Origin of the sequence: Peribacillus sp. FSL K6-5616 (assembly GCF_038008245.1) — a bacterium.
Taxonomy (GTDB): Bacteria; Bacillota; Bacilli; order Bacillales; family DSM-1321; genus Peribacillus; species Peribacillus frigoritolerans.
In genome coordinates this window covers 20,671-40,625 of record NZ_JBBOYT010000004.1, presented here as the reverse complement: position 1 = coordinate 40,625, position 19,955 = coordinate 20,671, and the positions used below count along the sequence as shown (strand labels likewise).

The 19,955-nt window shown below is 42.4% G+C and carries 21 protein-coding genes; 5 read left to right on the top strand and 16 right to left on the bottom strand.

Features of this window, described 5'->3' with window-relative positions:
- Positions 1-170: 170 nt before the first annotated feature.
- Genes MHB45_RS28105 through MHB45_RS28095 form a run of 3 tightly spaced genes read right to left on the bottom strand, consistent with a single transcriptional unit; the run spans position 171 to position 2,122 of the window.
- Complete coding sequence (locus tag MHB45_RS28105; RefSeq protein WP_161922017.1) at positions 171-398, bottom strand: group-specific protein; 228 nt, start codon at positions 396-398, stop codon at positions 171-173.
- 45 nt (positions 399-443) lie between these two features.
- Complete coding sequence (locus MHB45_RS28100) at positions 444-1,721, bottom strand: ammonium transporter (RefSeq protein WP_072272326.1); 1,278 nt, start codon at positions 1,719-1,721, stop codon at positions 444-446.
- Complete coding sequence (locus MHB45_RS28095; protein WP_048680552.1) at positions 1,718-2,122, bottom strand: hypothetical protein; 405 nt, start codon at positions 2,120-2,122, stop codon at positions 1,718-1,720. The genes MHB45_RS28100 and MHB45_RS28095 overlap by 4 nt, the downstream gene beginning before the upstream one ends.
- A gap of 273 nt (positions 2,123-2,395) precedes the next feature.
- Here MHB45_RS28095 and MHB45_RS28090 point away from each other — a divergent pair, with 273 nt between their 5' ends.
- The 4 genes from MHB45_RS28090 (at position 2,396) to MHB45_RS28075 (ending at position 5,442) form a co-directional block, all read left to right on the top strand.
- Positions 2,396-2,599 (top strand): DUF1657 domain-containing protein, encoded by a 204-nt coding sequence (locus tag MHB45_RS28090; protein ID WP_048680555.1) that lies wholly within the window; start codon positions 2,396-2,398, stop codon positions 2,597-2,599.
- 536 nt (positions 2,600-3,135) lie between these two features.
- Positions 3,136-4,149: a stage V sporulation protein AD gene (gene spoVAD / locus MHB45_RS28085; protein WP_048680558.1), complete on the top strand. Its 1,014-nt coding sequence runs from the start codon at positions 3,136-3,138 to the stop codon at positions 4,147-4,149.
- A gap of 194 nt (positions 4,150-4,343) precedes the next feature.
- The gene (locus MHB45_RS28080; RefSeq protein ID WP_048680561.1) at positions 4,344-4,550 is read left to right on the top strand and encodes a DUF1657 domain-containing protein; all 207 of its coding nucleotides are present in this window, start codon (positions 4,344-4,346) and stop codon (positions 4,548-4,550) included.
- Between the two features lie 31 nt (positions 4,551-4,581).
- Positions 4,582-5,442, top strand: coding sequence for a DUF421 domain-containing protein (locus MHB45_RS28075; RefSeq protein WP_048680564.1), 861 nt, complete (start codon positions 4,582-4,584; stop codon positions 5,440-5,442).
- Positions 5,443-5,450: 8 nt separating this feature from the next.
- On the opposite strand, the gene MHB45_RS28070 is transcribed toward MHB45_RS28075, so the two are convergent.
- Both MHB45_RS28070 and rlmD read right to left on the bottom strand, forming a co-directional pair.
- The gene (locus MHB45_RS28070) at positions 5,451-5,999 is read right to left on the bottom strand and encodes a YitT family protein (RefSeq protein WP_309247786.1); all 549 of its coding nucleotides are present in this window, start codon (positions 5,997-5,999) and stop codon (positions 5,451-5,453) included.
- Between the two features lie 448 nt (positions 6,000-6,447).
- Positions 6,448-7,818: a 23S rRNA (uracil(1939)-C(5))-methyltransferase RlmD gene (gene rlmD, locus MHB45_RS28065; protein WP_048680641.1), complete on the bottom strand. Its 1,371-nt coding sequence runs from the start codon at positions 7,816-7,818 to the stop codon at positions 6,448-6,450.
- Positions 7,819-8,007: 189 nt separating this feature from the next.
- Here rlmD and MHB45_RS28060 point away from each other — a divergent pair, with 189 nt between their 5' ends.
- Entirely contained in the window at positions 8,008-8,226 is a 219-nt protein-coding gene (locus MHB45_RS28060; RefSeq protein WP_034306063.1) for a hypothetical protein, read from the top strand.
- Between the two features lie 44 nt (positions 8,227-8,270).
- Here MHB45_RS28060 and MHB45_RS28055 read toward each other — a convergent pair whose 3' ends face one another.
- From MHB45_RS28055 to ligA, 11 genes are all read right to left on the bottom strand, one after another.
- Positions 8,271-8,846: a GNAT family N-acetyltransferase gene (locus MHB45_RS28055; RefSeq protein ID WP_048680570.1), complete on the bottom strand. Its 576-nt coding sequence runs from the start codon at positions 8,844-8,846 to the stop codon at positions 8,271-8,273.
- Positions 8,847-8,907: 61 nt separating this feature from the next.
- On the bottom strand, positions 8,908-9,822 hold the full coding sequence (locus MHB45_RS28050) for a diacylglycerol kinase (protein WP_034306067.1): 915 nt from the start codon (positions 9,820-9,822) through the stop codon (positions 8,908-8,910).
- Positions 9,823-10,002: 180 nt separating this feature from the next.
- Positions 10,003-10,929: a LiaF transmembrane domain-containing protein gene (locus tag MHB45_RS28045; protein WP_161922018.1), complete on the bottom strand. Its 927-nt coding sequence runs from the start codon at positions 10,927-10,929 to the stop codon at positions 10,003-10,005.
- Entirely contained in the window at positions 10,926-11,996 is a 1,071-nt protein-coding gene (locus MHB45_RS28040) for a multi-TM2 domain-containing protein (RefSeq protein WP_048680576.1), read from the bottom strand. The genes MHB45_RS28045 and MHB45_RS28040 overlap by 4 nt, the downstream gene beginning before the upstream one ends.
- A complete protein-coding gene (locus tag MHB45_RS28035) occupies positions 11,989-12,456 on the bottom strand; it encodes a hypothetical protein (RefSeq protein ID WP_072272323.1) in 468 nt (155 codons plus the stop codon). The genes MHB45_RS28040 and MHB45_RS28035 overlap by 8 nt, the downstream gene beginning before the upstream one ends.
- Complete coding sequence (locus tag MHB45_RS28030) at positions 12,453-12,995, bottom strand: RNA polymerase sigma factor (protein ID WP_237766580.1); 543 nt, start codon at positions 12,993-12,995, stop codon at positions 12,453-12,455. The genes MHB45_RS28035 and MHB45_RS28030 overlap by 4 nt, the downstream gene beginning before the upstream one ends.
- A 163-nt stretch (positions 12,996-13,158) precedes the next feature.
- Positions 13,159-14,586 carry an Asp-tRNA(Asn)/Glu-tRNA(Gln) amidotransferase subunit GatB gene (gatB, locus tag MHB45_RS28025; RefSeq protein ID WP_048680586.1) on the bottom strand — a complete coding sequence of 476 codons (1,428 nt, stop codon included), beginning with the start codon at positions 14,584-14,586 and terminating at the stop codon, positions 13,159-13,161.
- A gap of 12 nt (positions 14,587-14,598) precedes the next feature.
- Positions 14,599-16,059, bottom strand: a complete 1,461-nt coding sequence (gatA, locus tag MHB45_RS28020) for an Asp-tRNA(Asn)/Glu-tRNA(Gln) amidotransferase subunit GatA (protein ID WP_340908208.1) — start codon at positions 16,057-16,059, stop codon at positions 14,599-14,601.
- Between the two features lie 12 nt (positions 16,060-16,071).
- Positions 16,072-16,362, bottom strand: coding sequence for an Asp-tRNA(Asn)/Glu-tRNA(Gln) amidotransferase subunit GatC (gene gatC, locus MHB45_RS28015; protein WP_034306082.1), 291 nt, complete (start codon positions 16,360-16,362; stop codon positions 16,072-16,074).
- 372 nt (positions 16,363-16,734) lie between these two features.
- Positions 16,735-17,904, bottom strand: a complete 1,170-nt coding sequence (locus MHB45_RS28010) for a CamS family sex pheromone protein (RefSeq protein ID WP_048680589.1) — start codon at positions 17,902-17,904, stop codon at positions 16,735-16,737.
- Between the two features lie 11 nt (positions 17,905-17,915).
- Positions 17,916-19,922, bottom strand: coding sequence for an NAD-dependent DNA ligase LigA (gene ligA, locus MHB45_RS28005; RefSeq protein ID WP_048680592.1), 2,007 nt, complete (start codon positions 19,920-19,922; stop codon positions 17,916-17,918).
- Positions 19,923-19,955: the final 33 nt, after the last annotated feature.

Here is a 19,955-nt window from a genome sequence, read left to right as displayed (position 1 = left end):
CTCGGCGTAAACGCCTGTGGGGTCTCACCTGTCCCGCCGCTCCCGCAGGAGTCTCGCACTTCCGCTCCAATCAACCTTAGATCGTTTCGTTTTAAAAACAACAATCTTTACGAAAAGAGCCAAGAAAATAAAAGAGCGGGAGTCATATTTACACTCCTGCTCTTTCTAATTTATAACATGATCCGTTTCAACTTTTCGTTTCTAGATTCCTGTTCCTCCTGGGGAGACAAGTCATACTTCTTCAATAGATGAAAAAGTTCATTCAATGTTTCCTGCGAATTCCCTTTTTCAAGATATCGATCTAATGTTTGACTCAATTGTGTTGGTAAAAATGCCTTTTGGCTTTCAAATTTTAGCCTGACATCTTGTTGCGAATGATTAAGATTGCATACACCCATTTAAAAATTCACCTCTTACTTGATTTTACCATTGTATTATAGAGATTACCTTGTCAATTCTTCATCCTGCTTATAGTAATCCTCTACCTTGATGAACTCCGGCGAGGTATGTGTGGCCATGATGCCATGATAACTGATATCCAACCCAAGTTCTTCTTCTTCTTCAGTCGATCTTATAGGCAGCCAAACATTTATAACTTTAAAAACAAGCCAAGTCACTGAAAAGCCCCAGATGCATAACACCACTAATCCTAATATTTGAACTCCGAGCAAATGCCATCCCCCGCCGGCCAACAGTCCGTTTTCAGTGGAGAAAAGCCCTACCGCTATCGTACCCCACATTCCTGATGCCGCATGAACAGGAAAGGCACCGACCGGATCATCGATTTTCCGGGCTTCCAACCAATTTGTCGCAGCTAACATCAACATTCCAGAAACTGCTCCAATCAGCAACGCCGCCAGATCACTAACGAATGCACATCCAGCTGTAATCCCGACAAGACCAGCAAGTGAGCCATTGATGACGGAAGGTGCATCCGAGCGTCCATATCTAAACAGTGTATAAAGCAGGGTTACCGCTCCCCCTGATGCAGCTGAGAGCATCGTGACAATGGCAATATGTCCAATGCGGACATCTGTAGCTTGCAAGGTGCTTCCTGCATTAAATCCAAACCAGCCAAACCATAAAAGGAATGCCCCAACAGATGCCAATGGGAGATTACTCGGCAGCGAAATGGAGCTGGTCCCCCTTGAAGTGAATTTACCTGCTCTCGGCCCGATTACAATGGCAGCCGCAAGTGCTGAAAAACCGCCTAGTGCATGAATGACAGCAGACCCTGCGAAGTCCTGCATGCCCAACCTGCTTAACCAGCCGCCACCCCATACCCAGTGACCGGCAATTGGATAGATGAATGCTGTCATCATTACGACAAAAATAAGATACGCCCGAAAATTGATCCTTTCCGCAACGGCTCCCGAAACGATGGAAATGACGGCGATGACGAATGCCCCTTGAAATAACCAATATGCGTCCATGGAAATCGTAAGGTCGATGTGCGACAAATCACCTTTCAGCAGAAAGCCACTTGCCCCGATGATTCCAAATACATCCATTCCATACATTAAGCCAAAACCAACGACGAAATAGCAAAGCGTTCCGATCGTAATATCGGCAAAAACCTTCATGATGATGTTCACATTATTTTTCGTACGGACGAACCCTGCCTCCAATAAGGCAAACCCGCCCTCCATCAATAGTATCATGGCTGCTGTCAGAACCACCCAAATCGTATCCAAGCCAGCGTTTAACGTTTCTAGAGTCATCTCGGCGTTCCCTCCGATTTCTGCCAGGCCATTATTTCTTTAATGATGTCTGATGGTAAATTCATTTCCCTTTTTTCCGTTTCAGCCTCAAGTACACCGATCACCTCATTTATAAAAGCGACCCGCTGTTTTATTTTCTCGATTTGTTTATATCTATCTTTCACATTCACCAAATGTTCAACCGCCTGGTGATGACTTGGGGCACGCCCTGTAAAAAAACGTTTAAATGGTGATAGGGATTGATACCAAGCTTCCTCAGCTCTACGTTTTTGCTCATATTTATGAATTTTACCTTTGATCGATTCAATTTCCGACTCCTGTTTGCTTTTGTGGAATAGCAGTCCTTTTATCACTTCTTCAGATGAAATTTCAATAGCAACCCTACTATATAAATCGTCCATAATATAAATGTCATGTCACCTCACGTAATCACGTTATGTTTTCTACAATTATATTTAAAATTCTGAATTCGGTCAATGATTAAACAATAAAAACGATTCGTACAACGAAAAAGGAGGATTAATACAATGAATTCTGCCTGTTTCCATTCCATTAATCAAACGTTTGATTAATAAGCTAGTCACTTGATTTCACTCATAGATATATTTGGAAGGTATAGATAATCATTTTTTCCCCACTCTAATAAGGCAGTTAAAAAATTAGGGGGTTCATATATGACAGTTATAAACGATGTCAAAACAACTATAGCAGGGTTAAAAAGCGCTCAAGCGAGCTTTGAAACCTTCGCCCTTTCTACAGATAATGAGCAAGCCAAACAATTGTATCAACAAGCTGCCCAACAAACACAATCGATTGTCGACAGCATCGCTCCTCGCATCGAAGAGATTCAAAACGAGGAGCCTCAATATAAACAATGATCATTCATATAAAAAAGGTTGGTTAAAGCAACCAGCCTTTTTTATCTTTCCATAACCAAGAATGAAATTTTCATTCCTTTTTCTATATCAAAATATAATGTAGAACAGAATCTTTAAGCCAATCTCAAACTACCAAAGGGTTACATACCTGCCTTGAACTGATTCAGTACGGGCCGCGGAAGAAAAAGCTGTAATTCTTAAATCATGATCGACTGCCACTTAAAAATCATCATAGAAGCTCGTTTTGAGGATTACGATTGTCCTGGACCTCAGAAATACTTTTAATGCCGAATGAAGTGATACGAGGATGCTAAATGATAAAAAGGAAAAGCTGACTGCTTTATCACCGGATTTTGTTTGACCGAATTGGCCGCTTTGTTACTTTCAGGTTGCGGTGATACCGCAGCCATTGAACACCGGGCCAAAGGTTTCCTTTTAGGTAATGGCTGTACTATATTCAAATTGGCTGAAGGATTTTTATGTTATTCCTTTGTTTTATCTTACTGACAATACTCATACAATGGGGTGGTTTAATAATGCTTACGGGGCATCGCACATGGGTGTTTGATCAAAAGCCTGTCATCGTCTCCACAGGAACCGTTGGCGGTCCATTTGAAGCAGACGGTTTGCTTGCGGATGATTTCGATCTTCTCCATTCCGATTTATGGATCAATCAAGATACCTATGAAAAAGCACATAAAGTCTTATTGGAAGAAGCGAGTACAAAAGCAATCGAGAAGGCGGGTCTTCAAAAGGAACAGATACAATTTTTCCTTGGAGGCGACCTGATCAATCAAATAACCCCTACCAGTTTTGCCTGTCGAACACTTGGAACACCTTATCTCGGCTTATTTGGTGCCTGCTCCACCTCCATGGAGGGACTGGCTCTTGGCGCCTACCTTGTCAATACCAAAGGAGCAGAGTACTTATTGACAGGAGCATCAAGTCATAACGCCGCAGTAGAAAAGCAATTTCGCTACCCAACTGAATATGGAGGGCAAAAACCTCCAACAGCCCAATGGACCGTTACGGGTGCTGGCGTGGCTTTATTAAGCAGTGCCGGGAAAGGCCCAAGGGTCACTTCAGCTACGATAGGCCGTGTCATCGACATGGGATTGACCGATCCTTTCAATATGGGCGGTGCCATGGCTCCGGCCGCTGTAGACACGATTGAAGCACATCTTAGAGAAAGAAACCTCGACCCATCCTATTATGATTTGATAGTGACCGGGGATTTAGGAAAGATCGGACATGAAGTTTCTCTGGCATTATTTAAAAAACATGGCACGCCGATTAAAGAAGAGCAATATAAAGATTGCGGTTTAATGATATACAGGGATGGTCAGCCGGTCCTGGCCGGGGCAAGCGGCCCTGGATGTTCCGCAACCGTCGTTTATGGTCATTTATTGAATCGCATGAAAAAAGGAGAAATAAAACGATTGCTCGTCGTGGCCACCGGTGCCTTGCTATCTCCTCTATCCTTTCAACAAAGCGAGACGATCCCATGCATCGCCCATGCCGTATCGATTGAATATGACGGAGAAGCATAAAACTAAGGTTTGATGTTTGACTGCTCATTCCTTGGCTGCGGAGGTTGTTTCCGTAGCCCTAGCGGATGTGAAAAAGCATCGATTGATCGGGTTGTTGCCGCTGGCATGTTTGAAGCAACCAGTGCCTGGATAACAGCCGCTCATGGTTCCGAGTCATTATTACAGAAGACCTAAAAAGATAAGGAGGATGCTGCATGACGATAGCTTCCAATGTCAAACAATGTGTCTCTAGCTTAAAAGGAGTTGAAGCGGGCTTATCCAGCTTAGCACTCCGGACTCAAGATGATGAATCTAAACGGATTTTGCATGAAACGATGCTGGTGGTGAATGAAGTTAGGAAGGATGTACAAACGCGCGTGGGCGAGTTAGAACGGGAAGAACCACAATATAAAGGTTTTTAATAACCATGATCAAGCAGGAGGTGTTTTGGTAATGCCGGATTGGATAGAAATTCTTTTACGCTCATTTTTCTTTTTAATTGTTCTTTTTTTGATCACTAAAGTGTTAGGAAAAAAACAATTGTCCCAGCTTTCCTTTTTTGAATATGTAACGGGCATAACCATTGGTAATGTTGGGGCAGAATTAGCTACAAAAGTGGAGGGCAATATTATACATGGCGTACTGTCCATTCTCGTTTTTGCCATAGCACCCTTCATTGCAGGATTAATATCCTTGAAAAGTAAAACTTTTCGTGATCTTATTGAAGGAAAAGCATCGGTATTCATCAAAGATGGGAAAGTCATGGAAGATAATTTAAAAAAAGAGAAATATACCATCGATGAATTGCTGGGGTTGCTCCGAAAAAAGGATGTCTTCGATATTTCTGAAGTTGAGTTTGCCTTATTGGAAGCCAATGGGGATTTTTCCGTAATGTTAAAGAAGCAAAATCAACCTGTAACACCTAAGGACCTTAACCTGCCAGTGGCTGCAGTAAAGGAGCCACAAACCATCATCATGGACGGCCTAATACTTGATGAACCACTTTCCACGATAGGTCTGAACCGACATTGGCTTCATACTGAACTGGATAAGTTGGGGGTAATCCTCGAAAATGTTTTTCTTGGTCAAGCCAATTCTAACGGAGAATTAACTGTGGATCTTTTTGATGATAAACTTAAAGTTCCTTCTCCTCAGGAAAAACCTCTTATGCTCGCGACCTTGAAAAAGTGCCAAGCGGACTTGGAGTTGTTTGCACTTGGAACTGAATCAAAAGAAGCTAAAGAGATGTTTAGCAAAAATAGCGAAAAGCTGCAAAAGGCAATAGATAACGTAGCCCATATCTTAAGGAACTGATTATATATTCATTCCCTCACTTTCATAAGCGATGTGACAAGTCCAATGATGACGATCGTCACACATGAAAAAAGAAAAATTTCGATACCTAAGGTGAATGCTGCAGCTGAAATGATTAGTGTATCTATGACGATAATCGCCAAAGCGATATCCATGGAGGTGGATTTAGAGATGATTTTGGCTAGCATATCCGTTCCCCCGCTGCTTGTCTCATATCGAAGCATGAGTCCTATGCCCATTCCTATGATGACACCGCCAATCAAAGAGCTTGTCAGTATTGAAATGGAAAAAACCTTTTTCAATGGATTAAGCCAGTCCATAAAAAGGGATGTCAAAAGCAATCCGTGAACGCTGCTATAGAAAAAAGGGCGTTCATAATACCAGGCATATAAAAATATAGGAATGCTAAGGACCAACATGGATAGTCCCGTTTGAAAACCAAAGAAATAATGAAGGATGAGTGCAATCCCAATTACGCCGCCATCTATTAAATGATGAGGAACCAAAAATCCATTAATTCCAATGCCCACCAAAAAGCTACCAACAATAACAGCCACCGCTTTTTGAAAATTAATAAAATCACCTTGCCTCCCAATCCATATGTTTCTTAATATATGTCCAAGTAAGAGCGTCAAGAATAAACTTGCAAAAAAAAATCCCCCTCCCTTTTCCTCAATTTAACTACGTGAAAAAGGTCCCGGTCATTTAGACCAGGACCCAGTTTGTTGACAAAGGGGTTCGGGAACTTATCTTTCTTCAAATATTCTCCCGAAACAACCTGACCCAAAGCAACCCTGCAACTCCTTTAGGCTGGTCTCCTTTCTAACTGTTGTAACTAAGTTGATTGGAGAGACTCCTGCGGGAAAAGCGCGCCTAGTGAAACCCTTCAGGCGCATGCCGAGGGACGACCGCCCGCAGAGAGCGAGTGGTTGGATCGGAAGTCAATCCATATTGTGCAAACATAAAAAATGCGGGCCCAGTCAATTAGACCGGGCCCACATTCAATCATTTCAACTCTAATAACACTACATTTTCAACATGTGTCGTCATTGGGAACATATCGACAGGCTGGATATCAACTGCTTTATATCCGCCTTCTTCCAAGATATGAAGATCACGCGCTAGAGTACCTGGGTTGCATGATACGTATACGACTTTATTAAGCTTCATCTCGATGATCGTATTCAGAAGGGATTCTTCACAACCTTTGCGTGGCGGATCCACCACGATGACATCAGCAGTGTTGCCCTTTTGATACCATTCAGCAATAACGTTACCTGCATCGCCGACAATGAATTCTGCATTTGAGATTTCATTCAATTCAGCGTTGCGCCGTGCGTCTTCGATCGCTTCTTCGACCACTTCGACACCGATTACTTTTTTCGCTTTTTTAGCTAAAAATAAAGAGATGGTCCCAATGCCGCAATAGGCATCTATCACCGTTTCTTCACCAGTCAGCCCTGCATAGTCAAGAGCTTTATCATAAAGGACTTTCGTTTGATCTGGATTGATTTGGTAGAAGGATTTTGCCGATATCGCAAATTTCACATCACCGATCATATCATGGATCACTTCGTCGCCCCATAGCACAGTCATTTTATCGCCTAAGATAACATTCGTTTTCTTGGAATTCACGTTTTGAACGATGGATTTAACTTGTGGAAGACGTTCAACGATTTCCTTCACGATAGTTTCGATGAAAGGGATACTTTTCGTTCTAGTAACAAGAACAATCATTAATTCCCCTGTTCGCTTGCCATAACGGGCCATGATGTGCCGCAATACACCTTTATGTGCCTCTTCATTGTAAGCGGGGATACCAAGTTTACTGAAAATCTCTTTAACGACTTGAACGGCTTCATTAATCACTTCATTTTGGATAATGCTTTCTTTCGTTTCAACGATTTCATGTGTCCGCGGTTTGAAGAACCCTGCTATTAGCTTGCCATCCTTTTCACCAACAGGCACTTGCGCTTTATTGCGATAATGGGTTGGATTCTCCATCCCGATGATCGGGTGAACCTTCACATCCTCAAGTTTCCCAATGCGTGTCATCACTTCACGTACTTGCTTTTCCTTGAATTCCAACTGTCCTTCATAGCTCATATGCTGCAGCTGACAACCACCGTACTTATGGTAGTCTTCAGTCGTGACCTCAACCCGGTATGGACTGTTCTCGATAATCTCCATCAAACGTCCGAAGCCATAACCCTTATTAGCCTTCATCACTTTGATTTTTGCTTTTTCACCTGGAAGGGCGCCCTGAACAAAGATCGGGTAGCCATCGACTTTAGCGACGCCAGCTCCTTCATGTGTTAAATCTTCAAATAAAACCTCTACTATATCATTTTTAGCAACTGGTGCTGTTTTTTTCATATCATCTTCTCTTTTCTTTTTTATGCTAGCCTGTATTTTACCACAATAGAGGCCTTGCCACAAAACCACTCACCAATTTCCCCTGGTTTTCATAAAAATATAGTGGAAGGAATTACGGATTTTTCATAGTTCCATGAATAAAAGCTCAATAAAAAAAGAAAAATAAGGAAAACCAAAAGAGGTGAGGAAATGGGTTTATTTAACTCTATATCGGCCTGGAATGCTACAAGGATAGAAAAACATCGAGCGAGTATGGAGGAAAAAGGCCTCTGTCCGGATTGTTACGGACGTGGATACAGCTCCTTCGTACCTACGGAATATCATTTTTCCGATATACACGACTGTCCCGGATGTAATGGCACCGGAGCTTACGCTGATTGGGCAGCCATGAATGGGCAGCAAATGTAATCGCATACAATGCCAAACTTCAAAGAACTAAAAAGGACCCCCTGTTAAACAGGAGGTTCTTCTATTTCCTTTACCATATAGCGAAATTCATGGCCGCTAATCGAAATGGTTTTCATTTCTATATATCCTAATCTGCCATAGAGACGATTCGCCGCTTCATTTTCATTTTCAACGACTAAAGAAATTCTTGGATACCCCTTATGTTTAGCGTATTCCTCCACATATTGAATCAGTGCACTGCCAATTCCTCTTCCTTGAAAATTCGGGTCAACGGACACGGTATCCAAATAAAAGTCTCTCATTTCCGCTTCCTTATCGAGCGTAACGCTTGGGTCTTTCATTTTCATCCTTAATTGTTTCACTATCGGTTCATCCAAGCTTTCGGCATCCTTACCATGGTAAGCAATGATCAATCCAGATACTTGTCCATCATGTTCACTGACAAGCGTATTTTCATAGCTGACCCGATTCCCACTTTTCCTGAACAAATCGGCAAGAACGGAAAGTATTCTTTCTTCTTCCGTTTCACCTGTCAAAACCTCTGCAATTTCCTTAATCGCTAACCGGGTCAATATGGCTGCCTTGTCCGCATCCTCCGGTGTCGCTTTCCTGATATACATGTTGCAATTCTCCTTGCTTCATTAAACTGAAAAGGCCACCAGATTCAGTGGCCTTTTCACCCTATTTATTTGCCGGATCATCCGGCAGTAGTCCTTGCGGGATGAATACATCAAAATGGCGGTACTGATTGACGAATTCAGCTGGGGCCATCCCGCCAAATTCCCCATCCAAATTAAGCATCATATCCTTTTTGGCCTGTACTTTAATTCGATTGGCTTTTTCATAAATGACGTTTTTATCATGGATATGCTCACCGCGCATTGCCAATGTTGCGACACGGACAATATCAGCCAGGTTTGCCTTTTTTAAAATAAGCAACGTGAACATACCATCATTCAAAGAGGCGTCAGGGGCCAGTTTCTCGAAGCCGCCGACCGAATTCGTGTTAGCCACCAAGAAAAGCATGATCTCCCCTTCAAAAAGCTTTCCATCATATTCAATAGAAACTTCCGTCGGCTTAATTGAAGGAAGCATTTCAATTCCTTTAATATAGTACGCTAGCTGACCGAGCATCGTTTTCAGCTTGATCGGCACGTCGTAGGTCAATTCGGTCAATCTGCCCCCGCCAGCAATATTGATAAAATACTTATCGTTCATTTTCCCGATATCGATCGGCATCGTATGCCCGCCGGCAATAATTTCGGCTGCCCCTTCGATCGACTTCGGTAAATGCAGCGCCCGCGCGAAATCATTGGTCGTTCCCGTCGGGATGATTCCTAGTTTCGGACGTTTCTCTGCAGTGGCCAGTCCATTAACAACCTCATAAATCGTACCGTCGCCCCCTGCTGCAATAACTACCTCATAGCCGCGTTCAATCGCTATCTTTGCCGCTTTCGTCGCATCCCCAGCACCGGTCGTCGCATGTGCAGAAGCTTCATAACCAGCTTCTTCAAGCTTCGCTAGCACACCTGGCAGGCTCTTCTTAATGGCTTCCCGGCCCGAAGTCGGGTTGTAAATCAACCTTGCTCTTTTCATTTCCCATCATCCTTATACATATTGATTCCATAATTTACATCTTAATCCTTCGTTACATGAAAAGCAATATTCGAAAAAAAGAGGACCGTATTTCGGTCCATATCTTTTGCATTTTACTAGAAATCTTATCAGGGAAAATTATAATGCTTTTTACAATTTTATTCTAGTAAATGATTTCAATCAGGGATATTGAACATTCACGTTAAATGTGTCGGTAACCGTTAATGTATGTTTCCCTTTACCAGTATTGAATATCCCATTCTTTTTTACAATACCTTCTTCATTTGTTTCTTGTTTCACTTCAGTCATCTTCCAGCCATTCTCAGGACCTTCAAGTTCCTCGGCCTCTCTGGCATCTATCTTGATATCACTATTATCCTGAAGGAATACACTTAGATTTCCGCTATCTTTCACACTCCAGTCATTCAAGAGCTTTCTAGGCTTCAAGACAAGATCGGTATTTTGACCGTCTATCTCCACTGCCAACTCAGCAGGGATTATAAGGGTGGCCTTAAGATTCATTGTACCACTGTCCAAAAGTCCATTTTGAATCGGCAAATCCTTGAAACTTATATAAAGCGTATCACCATTTCTCTCTACGAGTAAATAATCTTCCGCCTTCTTCAACAATGAATCAGCATCTTCCATTACCCGCTCACCATATGTTCCAAAAACGGAAACTTCTCTGTCATTACCACTTTCAATGGTCAATGGGTATGGGCCAGGGTCCAGGACAACTCTCTGTATGCCTTTTCCTGCCTTTTGATTGAAACCAGGCAAATTGACCGTTTTCTCTTCACTATTCACGGCAGCCCTAACTTGATCCATCAATCCGCTTGATGTAAGCAGAATTAAAACTATTCCCGTCGTTCCAAGCAATCCCACGAAAAGAATGCTAAGAATATCATACTTCACAAAAGAACTTTCTTTTCTGGAAAAATAAATATAGAAGAGAATCTCTGCACCCAAGATAATGAACAGCAACGGCCACCATGATAGCAGAATCGTTGTCAAATTCATATCCGCAATTTGAGAAACCAGTAAAACCAAACCCAAACCAACCAGTGAGATTCCCATTGAAATCGTTCCGACTCTCCATGTTCTCATTTTGTCTCCTCCTTGACGCTCCCTTTTTTACTTCCCGACAGCAATTTGATTCCTCCGCCTATTAGAAGGATGCATACAAGGCCTTTTTGAAAATAATCCCTAAACCAATATTCCAAGTTGCTTCCAATCCATTCATCTAAATGGGGAGCGATGGCCGGGACGATCATATTACTAGCCAAGAAATAGATTCCAATTCCCACCAAACCCAATCCTAACCATTTTTGATGATTGACCATTCCCGAAATGATGGGCGTATCTTCTACTGGACCCTCCTCCATTTTTGATGCTTTTTGCAATCCATCAAAAAAACTATAAAACCAGATAATCGGAATAAGGAAGAAGAAGAAACCCAACCGGAGTAAATCCAGTATGTAAATGGCGAATAAAAAGCCGGCCATCAATTGTATCCCGCGTTTTTGCAGCCCCAAATATAAGTGACCTGCACCAGGGAAAATAGCGAATAAAGTCGCGACCGCTTTACTCTTCTTCCCGGATTCCCGTCTCTCCTCGAAATCTTCCAAAACGGTCCGATCGATAAGCTCCTCACCTCTTTGCTTTTTATTCAGCTGTTGAACAGAATCAAAAAAGCTGTAAATCCAGATAACAGGCAATAGTGCCATGAATATTAACAGACCTTCCATTTGTGTCATCACACTGATGAATATCACCATGATGCCAAAGCCTAAAAAGCTGATGAGAAAAATGAGCCCACGGTTCATGAGGCCTAGCTGAAAATGCCCTAACCCAGGAACGAATGAAAGGATGATTACATAAAACCTTTCCGCTTCCGGCTGATTTGCCATTCCCTCCACATCCTCTTCACTTTTAGGATTCCTCAGTGAGGTGACCACCAAATCAAATATACTGATGAAATAAAACACCATTCCAATAACGGAAAATGCCAGAAACGCATCCGATTGACTGATTAACGAAAGAAAAAGACCTCCAAGCCCCAATCCAGCTGTGGCAAGAAAATAAAATAGCCCTTTATATTGCCTTCCTAGGTAAAAATGTCCGAAACCTGGCAGAAAGGATAATAAAAAAGCTAATACCGGACTTTTATTCATTTCTAAACCCCTCCTTATTTTTCTTTTCGATTGTATCCATCCAAGTAAATGTTTTATCAATAAGGTCCTCGGTCAAGGACTGCGTTTTCTTATCACTGCTTGATTCCACAGAATCCACGTATTCTGTCAATGATTGAAATACCCCGCCTGCCATTAATAAAATCGTAAATCCGGCCGCAATCAGGTAATGTCTTGTGATTGTCCGAAGTGACTTCTCTTTTCGATGTGGCCAAGAATCATCAACAGAGCCGCCTTTCAATCGGCTAATCGAGTCCATGACCGGACCTGCAATATCAAATCCTTCAAGGTCCAGACTTGTTTCTTCTTTTTCCATCGCTTCCATATAGACGGACAAACACTTGTCACAGGAGTATAGATGATTTTCATATTCAATTTTTAAAGCCTCTGGTATTTCATCTGCCAAATATGCAACCCATTGTGCCTCTGAAACATGATTCATGAAAAATCCTCCTCTTTCCAATGTTTTCTCATCCAATTTCTTGCCCGGTATAGCTTTACTTCCACAGATTTCACTTGAATCTGCTGTTCCTCTGCAATTTGCTTGAATGTCTTTTCCATTATGTAATAGCCATATACAACGTCCCGATATCCCTCTGGAAGGTCATTCAGCTTCCGTAATACTTGCTTTCGCCTTTCATTCCGAAAAAATACTGCCTCGACATCATCCGTTAAGCCCAAATTAACTTCCGATGAATGTTCGTCCTGTAATTCTTCCTTTTGGCGTTCCCTCTTTCTCTTTAGATCGATTGCATGATTGACGGCAATTCGGGTAATCCAAGTTTTGAAGCCTTGGTTCTTATATTGAGGAAGAGAAGTGTATATTTTGATAAAGACTTCCTGGGTAACATCTTCTGCATCCTTTTGATTCCGCAAGACGGAATAGACGGTTCTATAAATCGTCTGTTTATAAGTTTCGATCAACATTCGGAATGCATGATCATTCCCAGCCCTTACCTTCTCTACTAACTCATCGGACACTTCTCTTCCCCCTTTCCTGATAAACATTCATGTAATAGACGACACAAAAAGGAGTTACCCCTACAGATAACTCAAAATTATTTTTCCGCTTATTATTTTTCTCAGTAAACTTTTTCCTTAATCAAGAGAAAACCGTACCACTTTAAAAGTGATACGGTCAATATTAACGTTTATTGATTTCTTCCACCAAAATTTTATTAACAAGTTGTGGATTGGCTTGTCCTTTTGTCGCTTTCATAATCTGCCCGACAAGGAAGCCGATTGCCTTTTGTTTACCCGCTTTAAAATCTTCAATGGATTGCGGGTTATTATTCAATGCTTCTTCAACGGCTGTACGCAATGCGCCTTCGTCGGAAATTTGGACTAGTCCCTTCTCCTTGACGATCGTTTCAGCATCCCCGCCGTTTTCAATCAATTCTTTGAAAACCTTTTTAGCGATTTTAGACGAAATCGTGCCATCTTCAATCAGCTTGATCATTCCAGCCAATGATTCAGCAGTCAATTTGACATCATGCAGCTCTTTGCCTTCTGCATTCAAGAAAGCGGAAACCTCACCCATGATCCAGTTAGATGCCAGTTTTGCATCGGCACCTGAAGCAACTGTCGCTTCAAAGAAATCCGCACTTTCTTTCGTTACCGTTAAAACGGCTGCATCATATTCAGGTAAGCCAAATTCTTCGACATAGCGTTTTTTCCGGGCATCCGGAAGTTCCGGAATTTCGGCAGCGATACGAGCTTTCCATTCTTCATCAATATGGATCGTCAATAAGTCCGGTTCCGGGAAATAACGGTAATCATCGGAGCCTTCCTTAATTCGCATTAGTACGGTTCTGCCTGTAGCTTCGTCGAACCGGCGAGTTTCCTGTTCGATTTTGCCGCCTTCATTCAAGATTTCCGCTTGTCGGATTTCTTCATGCTCCAACCCTTTGCGAACGAAGTTGAATGAATTCAAGTTTTTCAATTCGGTTTTCGTACCGAATTCCTTTTGGCCAACAGGTTTCAAGGAAATGTTAGCATCACAACGAAGTGAGCCTTCTTCCATTTTACAATCGGAAACGCCCGTGTATTGAATGATGGATTTCAGCTTTTCCAAATAAGCATACGCTTCTTCCGGGGAAGTGATATCCGGTTCGGATACGATTTCAACAAGAGGCGTACCTTGGCGGTTATAATCGCAAAGCGAATAGTTCCCTTTATGTGTCAGCTTTCCAGCATCCTCTTCCATATGAATGCGGGTAATGCCAATTTTCTTTTTCTTGCCGCCCACTTCGATTTCAATCCAACCATGCTCACCGATCGGTTGATCGAACTGTGAAATTTGGTATGCTTTAGGATTGTCCGGGTAAAAATAGTTTTTCCGGTCGAATTTCGTAACTTCCGCCACTTCGCAATTCAGGGCAATTGCAGCCTTCATTGCAAAATCAACAGCCTTTTTATTGACGACAGGCAATACACCTGGGTAGCCTAGGTCAATTACAGTCGTGTTACTATTTGGAGCGGCACCAAAATGATTTGGGCTCGCTGAGAAAATTTTAGAATCCGTTTTTAATTCTACGTGTACTTCTAGACCAATCACCGTTTCAAAGTCCATTATTTTCACCCCTTACAGCTTAGGAAATTGTTTATGAAAATCTGTTGCTTGCTCAAATGCGTGAGCCGCGCGGTAAATCGTGCTTTCATCAAAATGCTTCCCAATCATTTGCAGTCCAAGCGGAAGACCATTCGCTGCGAATCCACATGGCACGGATATACCCGGTACGCCAGCAAGATTGACTGGAATCGTCAAGATATCATTCGCATACATCGTTAATGGATCGTCTACTTTTTCACCAATTTTAAATGCAGGCGTAGGTGTAGTCGGCCCAACGATGACATCATATTTTTCAAAGACATCTTCAAAGTCTTTTTTGATTAATGTACGTACTTTTTGAGCCTTTTTATAATAAGCATCATAATAACCGGAACTTAAGGAGAACGTTCCAAGCATGATACGGCGTTTCACTTCGTCACCGAATCCTTCTGCACGGGTTTGCTTATACATTTCTATAAGAGATTCTGCATTATCTGTCCGATGTCCGTAACGAACACCGTCAAAACGTGAAAGGTTAGCCGAGGCTTCCGATGAAGATAGAAGATAATAGGCAGCTAAAGCATATTTGGAATGCGGCAAGGAAACCTCTTCCCATTGAGCTCCAAGACCCTCTAGTACTTTTAACGCTTCAAGTACGGAATTACGTGCTTCTTCACCAACGCCTTCGCCAAGATATTCTTTAGGCACGGCTATTTTCAATCCTCTAACATCGCCTGTTAATGAATTCACAAAATTCGGCACGTCAACATTAGCAGAGGTCGAATCCATTGGATCTACTCCTGAGATTGCTTCAAGCAGATAAGCGTTATCTTCAACAGTTCTTGTAACCGGTCCGATTTGGTCCAATGAAGACGCAAATGCTACAAGGCCGAATCGGGAAACCCGTCCATATGTAGGTTTTAAGCCGACAACTCCACAATATGCCGCTGGTTGGCGGATCGATCCACCCGTATCGGAACCTAAAGAGAATAGGACTTCACCGGAAGCGACAGATGCAGCCGAACCACCCGAAGAACCGCCTGGCACATATTCCGTATTCCAAGGGTTGCGTGTTGCTTGAAATGCTGAGTTCTCATTGGAAGACCCCATCGCAAACTCATCCATATTCAATTTCCCGATCGTAACCGTTTCTGCCTTCTGTAGCTTTTGAACAACGGTTGCATCATAGATTGGATCAAAGTTCTCCAAAATTTTGCTCGCGCAAGTCGTACGCAAATTTTTAGTGACAATATTATCCTTCACTCCGATTGGCATACCAAATAAAGCGCCTTCGTTCTCGCCTTTTACCAATTGATCATCCAATCGTTTTGCTTGATTGCGGGCGTTTTCTTCATCAAGTGTCAAAAATGCCTTCACCTTGTCCTCTACCTGTCCGATTCGCTTGTACGATTCGTCAACAAGATCAGTGACACTTATCTCTTTCTTATGTAAGCGTTCATGAAGCTCAGAAACCTTTTGTTCGAACAACGACATCATTGTCCCTCCTTATTCAATTATTGATGGTACACGGATATATCCTTCTTTGCTATCCGGTGCATTTTTAACTACTTCTTCTACTGGCAATCCCGGTTTTGCGACATCTTCGCGCATAACATTCTTCATATCCAAAACGTGAGAAGTCGGGTTTACTTGATCCGTATCAAGCTCATTCAACTGCTCCGCGAATGAAATCATTTGGTCAAGCTGATGCTGAAACTGTTTTGCTTCTTCCTCCGTAATGGCCAAACGGGCCAAATGGGCAACGTGTTTAACTTGTTCCATAGAAATACGTGACATTCTCTTCACCTCCGAAAAAATATCCAAATCGACTGAATTTCGTCGCTTTTCTCCATATAATCATCGTTTAAATCATATCAAACTATTGCACAGTAAAGCAACAAGAGATACAATGTCGAAATTCAATTATTTCTTAAGGAAAAAGAGATATTTTCCGGGAAATATGGGAAAGTTGCCGGAATTTCCGGGGAAATGACAATAAGACTATTAAAATTCGACAAATGTTGCCTTTTTTAAAGAACTTGTTCCCTAAGATGGAAGGGTTTACTTTCTATTATATATCTTTGTTCATTGTTAAAGGTTATTTTGACATTCACAAGAAATAGATTCCAGTCGAAAAAAAGGATGAAGCCGCTAAGCTTCATCCTTTTTTCATTCGTATATATGAACGGTTGGTTCGTCCTGATTCGCTTCACGGACTATGAGCGCTTCAGGTCCATTTACAGACGTAATGGATACCTGTACGGCAATATAGTTCGGGAAACGTTCCATTATGAGCCCAGCAACATATTGGGTAAAGCCTATCGCTTCCGAGTTCCCATAAAATTGAATGGGGATATCGATGTTCAGGCTTTGCAATTGATCATCCATATAGAACGCCCTGCCGATGACTCCATTAAAGTTAGGGAAGTATTCTTCGACATCTTCTTTAAAGTTCGTGAAAGTATTGACGTCATCACGGTATTTCTTTTCAGCAGCAGCAGAAGGAAATAGGAAATACTCTTCGTCCAAGTTCGTCCATTTTCCAATATTGTTCGAGTTTTTATCAATATTTGTATAGGAAATGAAATTCCCAGGGACTACTGAAGATTTTTCATTTTGCTCGAATAAGGCAATCGTAATCGGAACATTTTTCAGCTTGTCCATTTTACGCAGCCTTTTTAAAACTTCCGCAGCAATTTTTTCCCCTTCTTGCTTTAGCTTTTTACTATCGATTTTATTTTCATAGGTGGCACCGAATGCCTCTTTTTGATAGTAATGCACTGAATTCAACGCAAGACCGATTACAACTCCGCCAAGGCTCACTGAATTATCTTTTGTTTTTACCAAGTAATTATGTTCTAAAATATGGGCAAGATAGATCGGATTTTCTTCATTCCGCTTATCAATGTCACCTTTGCCTGGATCAACCGGATTCAAGCCAAGGTTCTGTGAGGCCTTCATCTTCTTTTCTTTCAACTGACTATCGGTATATTTTCTGTTCAGCCAGGAAGAGATGGTGGAGCTATCCAGCATTTGCCCCTCTTGAAACAGGTAATCTTCCGGGTCGAATTGGGTTTGGGCCAACCGCATCAATCCATTTTCGAATTCTTCAATGTCATATCTGGTATTTAGATTGGATACGACCAAACCGCGTGCCTTTGAAGGTTCAAACGGTAGGATTGTTTGATAATATTCTTCCGAAATTTTATACTTCGGAATAATTGCCGTTTCTTTTTTGTCTTTGGAGTCTTGAACTACCTCTTGCTTATCCTCGAAACTAGGCGCACATCCAGCAAGAAGCAGTATAAGAATCATCCCCAAAATGGAGTGTTTCCTCATAGCTACACCTCTTATTTATTTAGTTCCTCAATCAGTCTCTCTTCATCCCATACCATGACGCCTAGGCTTTCGGCTTTTTCCAGTTTGGAACCGGCATCTTCACCAGCTACGACCAAATCGGTTTTCTTGCTTACACTTCCAGCAACGTTAGCTCCTAGCGCCTCTAATTTCTCTTTAGCTTCGTTACGTGTTAACTGATGCAGTTTCCCCGTTAAAACGACTGTTTTACCGGCAAAAATGGAGTCGATATCTTCTATAGCAACAGCTCTTTGCCCTTTGAAAGTAAGATTCACACCGGCTGCATCCAACTCATTCAATAAAGCATGGACTTCTTCCAATTCAAAATAAGCTACGATGGAATCAGCCATCTTATCGCCTATTTCATTGATGGCCGTTAGTTCTTCACGGCTCGCCTTGCTTAAGGCTTCCATCGTCCCGAATTCCCTCGCAAGCGTCTTGGCAGCTTTTGAACCAACATGGCGAATGCCCAGCCCGAATAGTAATTTTTCCAACGAGTTGGCTTTCGAAGCTTCAATCGCTTGAAGAAGTTTAGTGACGGATTTATCCCCCATCCTTTCCAAAGCAATCAGTTGATCGTATGTAAGCTTATAAATATCAGCCACATCTTGTATGAGTTCTTCTTTAAATAACAAGCTAATCACTTTTTCACCAAGACTGTCTATATTCATAGCTGTACGGGAAACAAAGTGAATCAGGCCTTCCCGTATTTGTGCAGGACACTTCGGGTTGATGCAGCGTAAAGCCACCTCCCCGTCCAGCCGGACAAGTTCACTGCTGCACTCGGGGCACTCAGTCGGCATCTGAAACTCGACTTCTTCCCCTGTACGGCGCTCTGCCAGTACATTGACTACCTCAGGAATGATATCACCCGCTTTTTTCACAACCACTTGATCTCCGATTCTGATGTCCTTTTCACGGATTAAGTCTTCATTGTGAAGTGAAGCTCGCTGCACAGTCGTACCTGCTACCCGGACGGGATCCAAAACGGCAGTCGGGGTCAATACACCCGTACGGCCCACATTCAGCTCGATATCCCTTAGGGTTGTAATGACTTCTTCAGCTGGGAATTTATAAGCAATGGCCCATCGCGGACTTTTTGCAGTAAAACCTAATTCATCCTGCTGTTCAAGGGAATCCACCTTTACGACAATTCCATCAATATCATAGGCTAAGTTTGGACGTTGTTCCGTCCATTCTACTATATAGGCCAGTACTTCCTCTATATTCGAGCATGTTTTTCTTTCCCGATTCGTCTTAAACCCGAGTCGATCCAATAAATCCAGACCCTCGCTATGGGAACGGACCCCCGTTTCCCCCAAATCGGCAATCGCATAAAGGAAAATATCCAAGTTCCGTTTCGCAGCAAGTTTCGGATCAAGCTGCCTTAACGAGCCGGCAGCGGCATTTCGCGGGTTTGCAAATGGTTCCTCATCGCGTTCTTCCTTAGCCTTGTTTAATGATTCGAATGATTTTTTTGGCATGAAGGCCTCACCGCGCACTTCTATGGCGACCGGCTCCCGTAACTTCAATGGGATCGACTTGATCGTTTTCAAATTAGCGGTAATATCTTCACCGATCGTTCCGTCTCCACGGGTTGCCCCTCTTACGAAATATCCATTCTCATATTGAAGTGTGACGGCAAGTCCGTCAATTTTCAATTCACATACATAGGAAAAATTGTCACCTACAGATTGTCTGACCTTTCTGTCGAAATCCCGCAAGTCACTTTCGTTGAAGGCATTGCCTAAACTAAGCATCGGAGTGGTATGCTCCACCTTTTCAAACATATCCAAAATGGCGCCACCGACCCGTTGTGTCGGTGAGTCCTCCGTTTGCAGTTCCGGAAATTTCTCCTCATACCCAATAAGTTCACGTAGCAGCCGATCATATTCAGCATCAGGTACTGATGGCTGGTCCATCACATAATATTCATAGCTGTATTGGTTCAATAACGTTTGCAGTTCCAGAACTTTCTTCTCTGCAGCTTGTAAGTCCATACGTTCAATCCTTTCTAAAGAAGACTCCACCGC

Bases quoted from the DNA above. Each gene is read 5' to 3' on its own strand.
- gatB (WP_048680586.1), bottom strand. From the start codon at position 14,586: ATGGACTTTGAAACGGTGATTGGTCTAGAAGTACACGTAGAATTAAAA.
- MHB45_RS28100 (WP_072272326.1), bottom strand. From the start codon at position 1,721: ATGACTCTAGAAACGTTAAACGCTGGCTTGGATACGATTTGGGTGGTT.
- spoVAD (WP_048680558.1), top strand. From the start codon at position 3,136: ATGCTTACGGGGCATCGCACATGGGTGTTTGATCAAAAGCCTGTCATC.
- MHB45_RS28090 (WP_048680555.1), top strand. From the start codon at position 2,396: ATGACAGTTATAAACGATGTCAAAACAACTATAGCAGGGTTAAAAAGC.
- MHB45_RS28055 (WP_048680570.1), bottom strand. From the start codon at position 8,846: ATGTATATCAGGAAAGCGACACCGGAGGATGCGGACAAGGCAGCCATA.
- gatA (WP_340908208.1), bottom strand. From the start codon at position 16,059: ATGTCGTTGTTCGAACAAAAGGTTTCTGAGCTTCATGAACGCTTACAT.
- MHB45_RS28035 (WP_072272323.1), bottom strand. From the start codon at position 12,456: ATGAATCATGTTTCAGAGGCACAATGGGTTGCATATTTGGCAGATGAA.
- MHB45_RS28010 (WP_048680589.1), bottom strand. From the start codon at position 17,904: ATGAGGAAACACTCCATTTTGGGGATGATTCTTATACTGCTTCTTGCT.
- MHB45_RS28105 (WP_161922017.1), bottom strand. From the start codon at position 398: ATGGGTGTATGCAATCTTAATCATTCGCAACAAGATGTCAGGCTAAAA.
- gatC (WP_034306082.1), bottom strand. From the start codon at position 16,362: ATGTCACGTATTTCTATGGAACAAGTTAAACACGTTGCCCATTTGGCC.
- MHB45_RS28050 (WP_034306067.1), bottom strand. From the start codon at position 9,822: ATGAAAAGAGCAAGGTTGATTTACAACCCGACTTCGGGCCGGGAAGCC.
- MHB45_RS28095 (WP_048680552.1), bottom strand. From the start codon at position 2,122: ATGGACGATTTATATAGTAGGGTTGCTATTGAAATTTCATCTGAAGAA.
- rlmD (WP_048680641.1), bottom strand. From the start codon at position 7,818: ATGAAAAAAACAGCACCAGTTGCTAAAAATGATATAGTAGAGGTTTTA.
- MHB45_RS28075 (WP_048680564.1), top strand. From the start codon at position 4,582: ATGCCGGATTGGATAGAAATTCTTTTACGCTCATTTTTCTTTTTAATT.
- MHB45_RS28080 (WP_048680561.1), top strand. From the start codon at position 4,344: ATGACGATAGCTTCCAATGTCAAACAATGTGTCTCTAGCTTAAAAGGA.
- MHB45_RS28045 (WP_161922018.1), bottom strand. From the start codon at position 10,929: ATGAGAACATGGAGAGTCGGAACGATTTCAATGGGAATCTCACTGGTT.
- MHB45_RS28060 (WP_034306063.1), top strand. From the start codon at position 8,008: ATGGGTTTATTTAACTCTATATCGGCCTGGAATGCTACAAGGATAGAA.
- ligA (WP_048680592.1), bottom strand. From the start codon at position 19,922: ATGGACTTACAAGCTGCAGAGAAGAAAGTTCTGGAACTGCAAACGTTA.
- MHB45_RS28040 (WP_048680576.1), bottom strand. From the start codon at position 11,996: ATGAATAAAAGTCCGGTATTAGCTTTTTTATTATCCTTTCTGCCAGGT.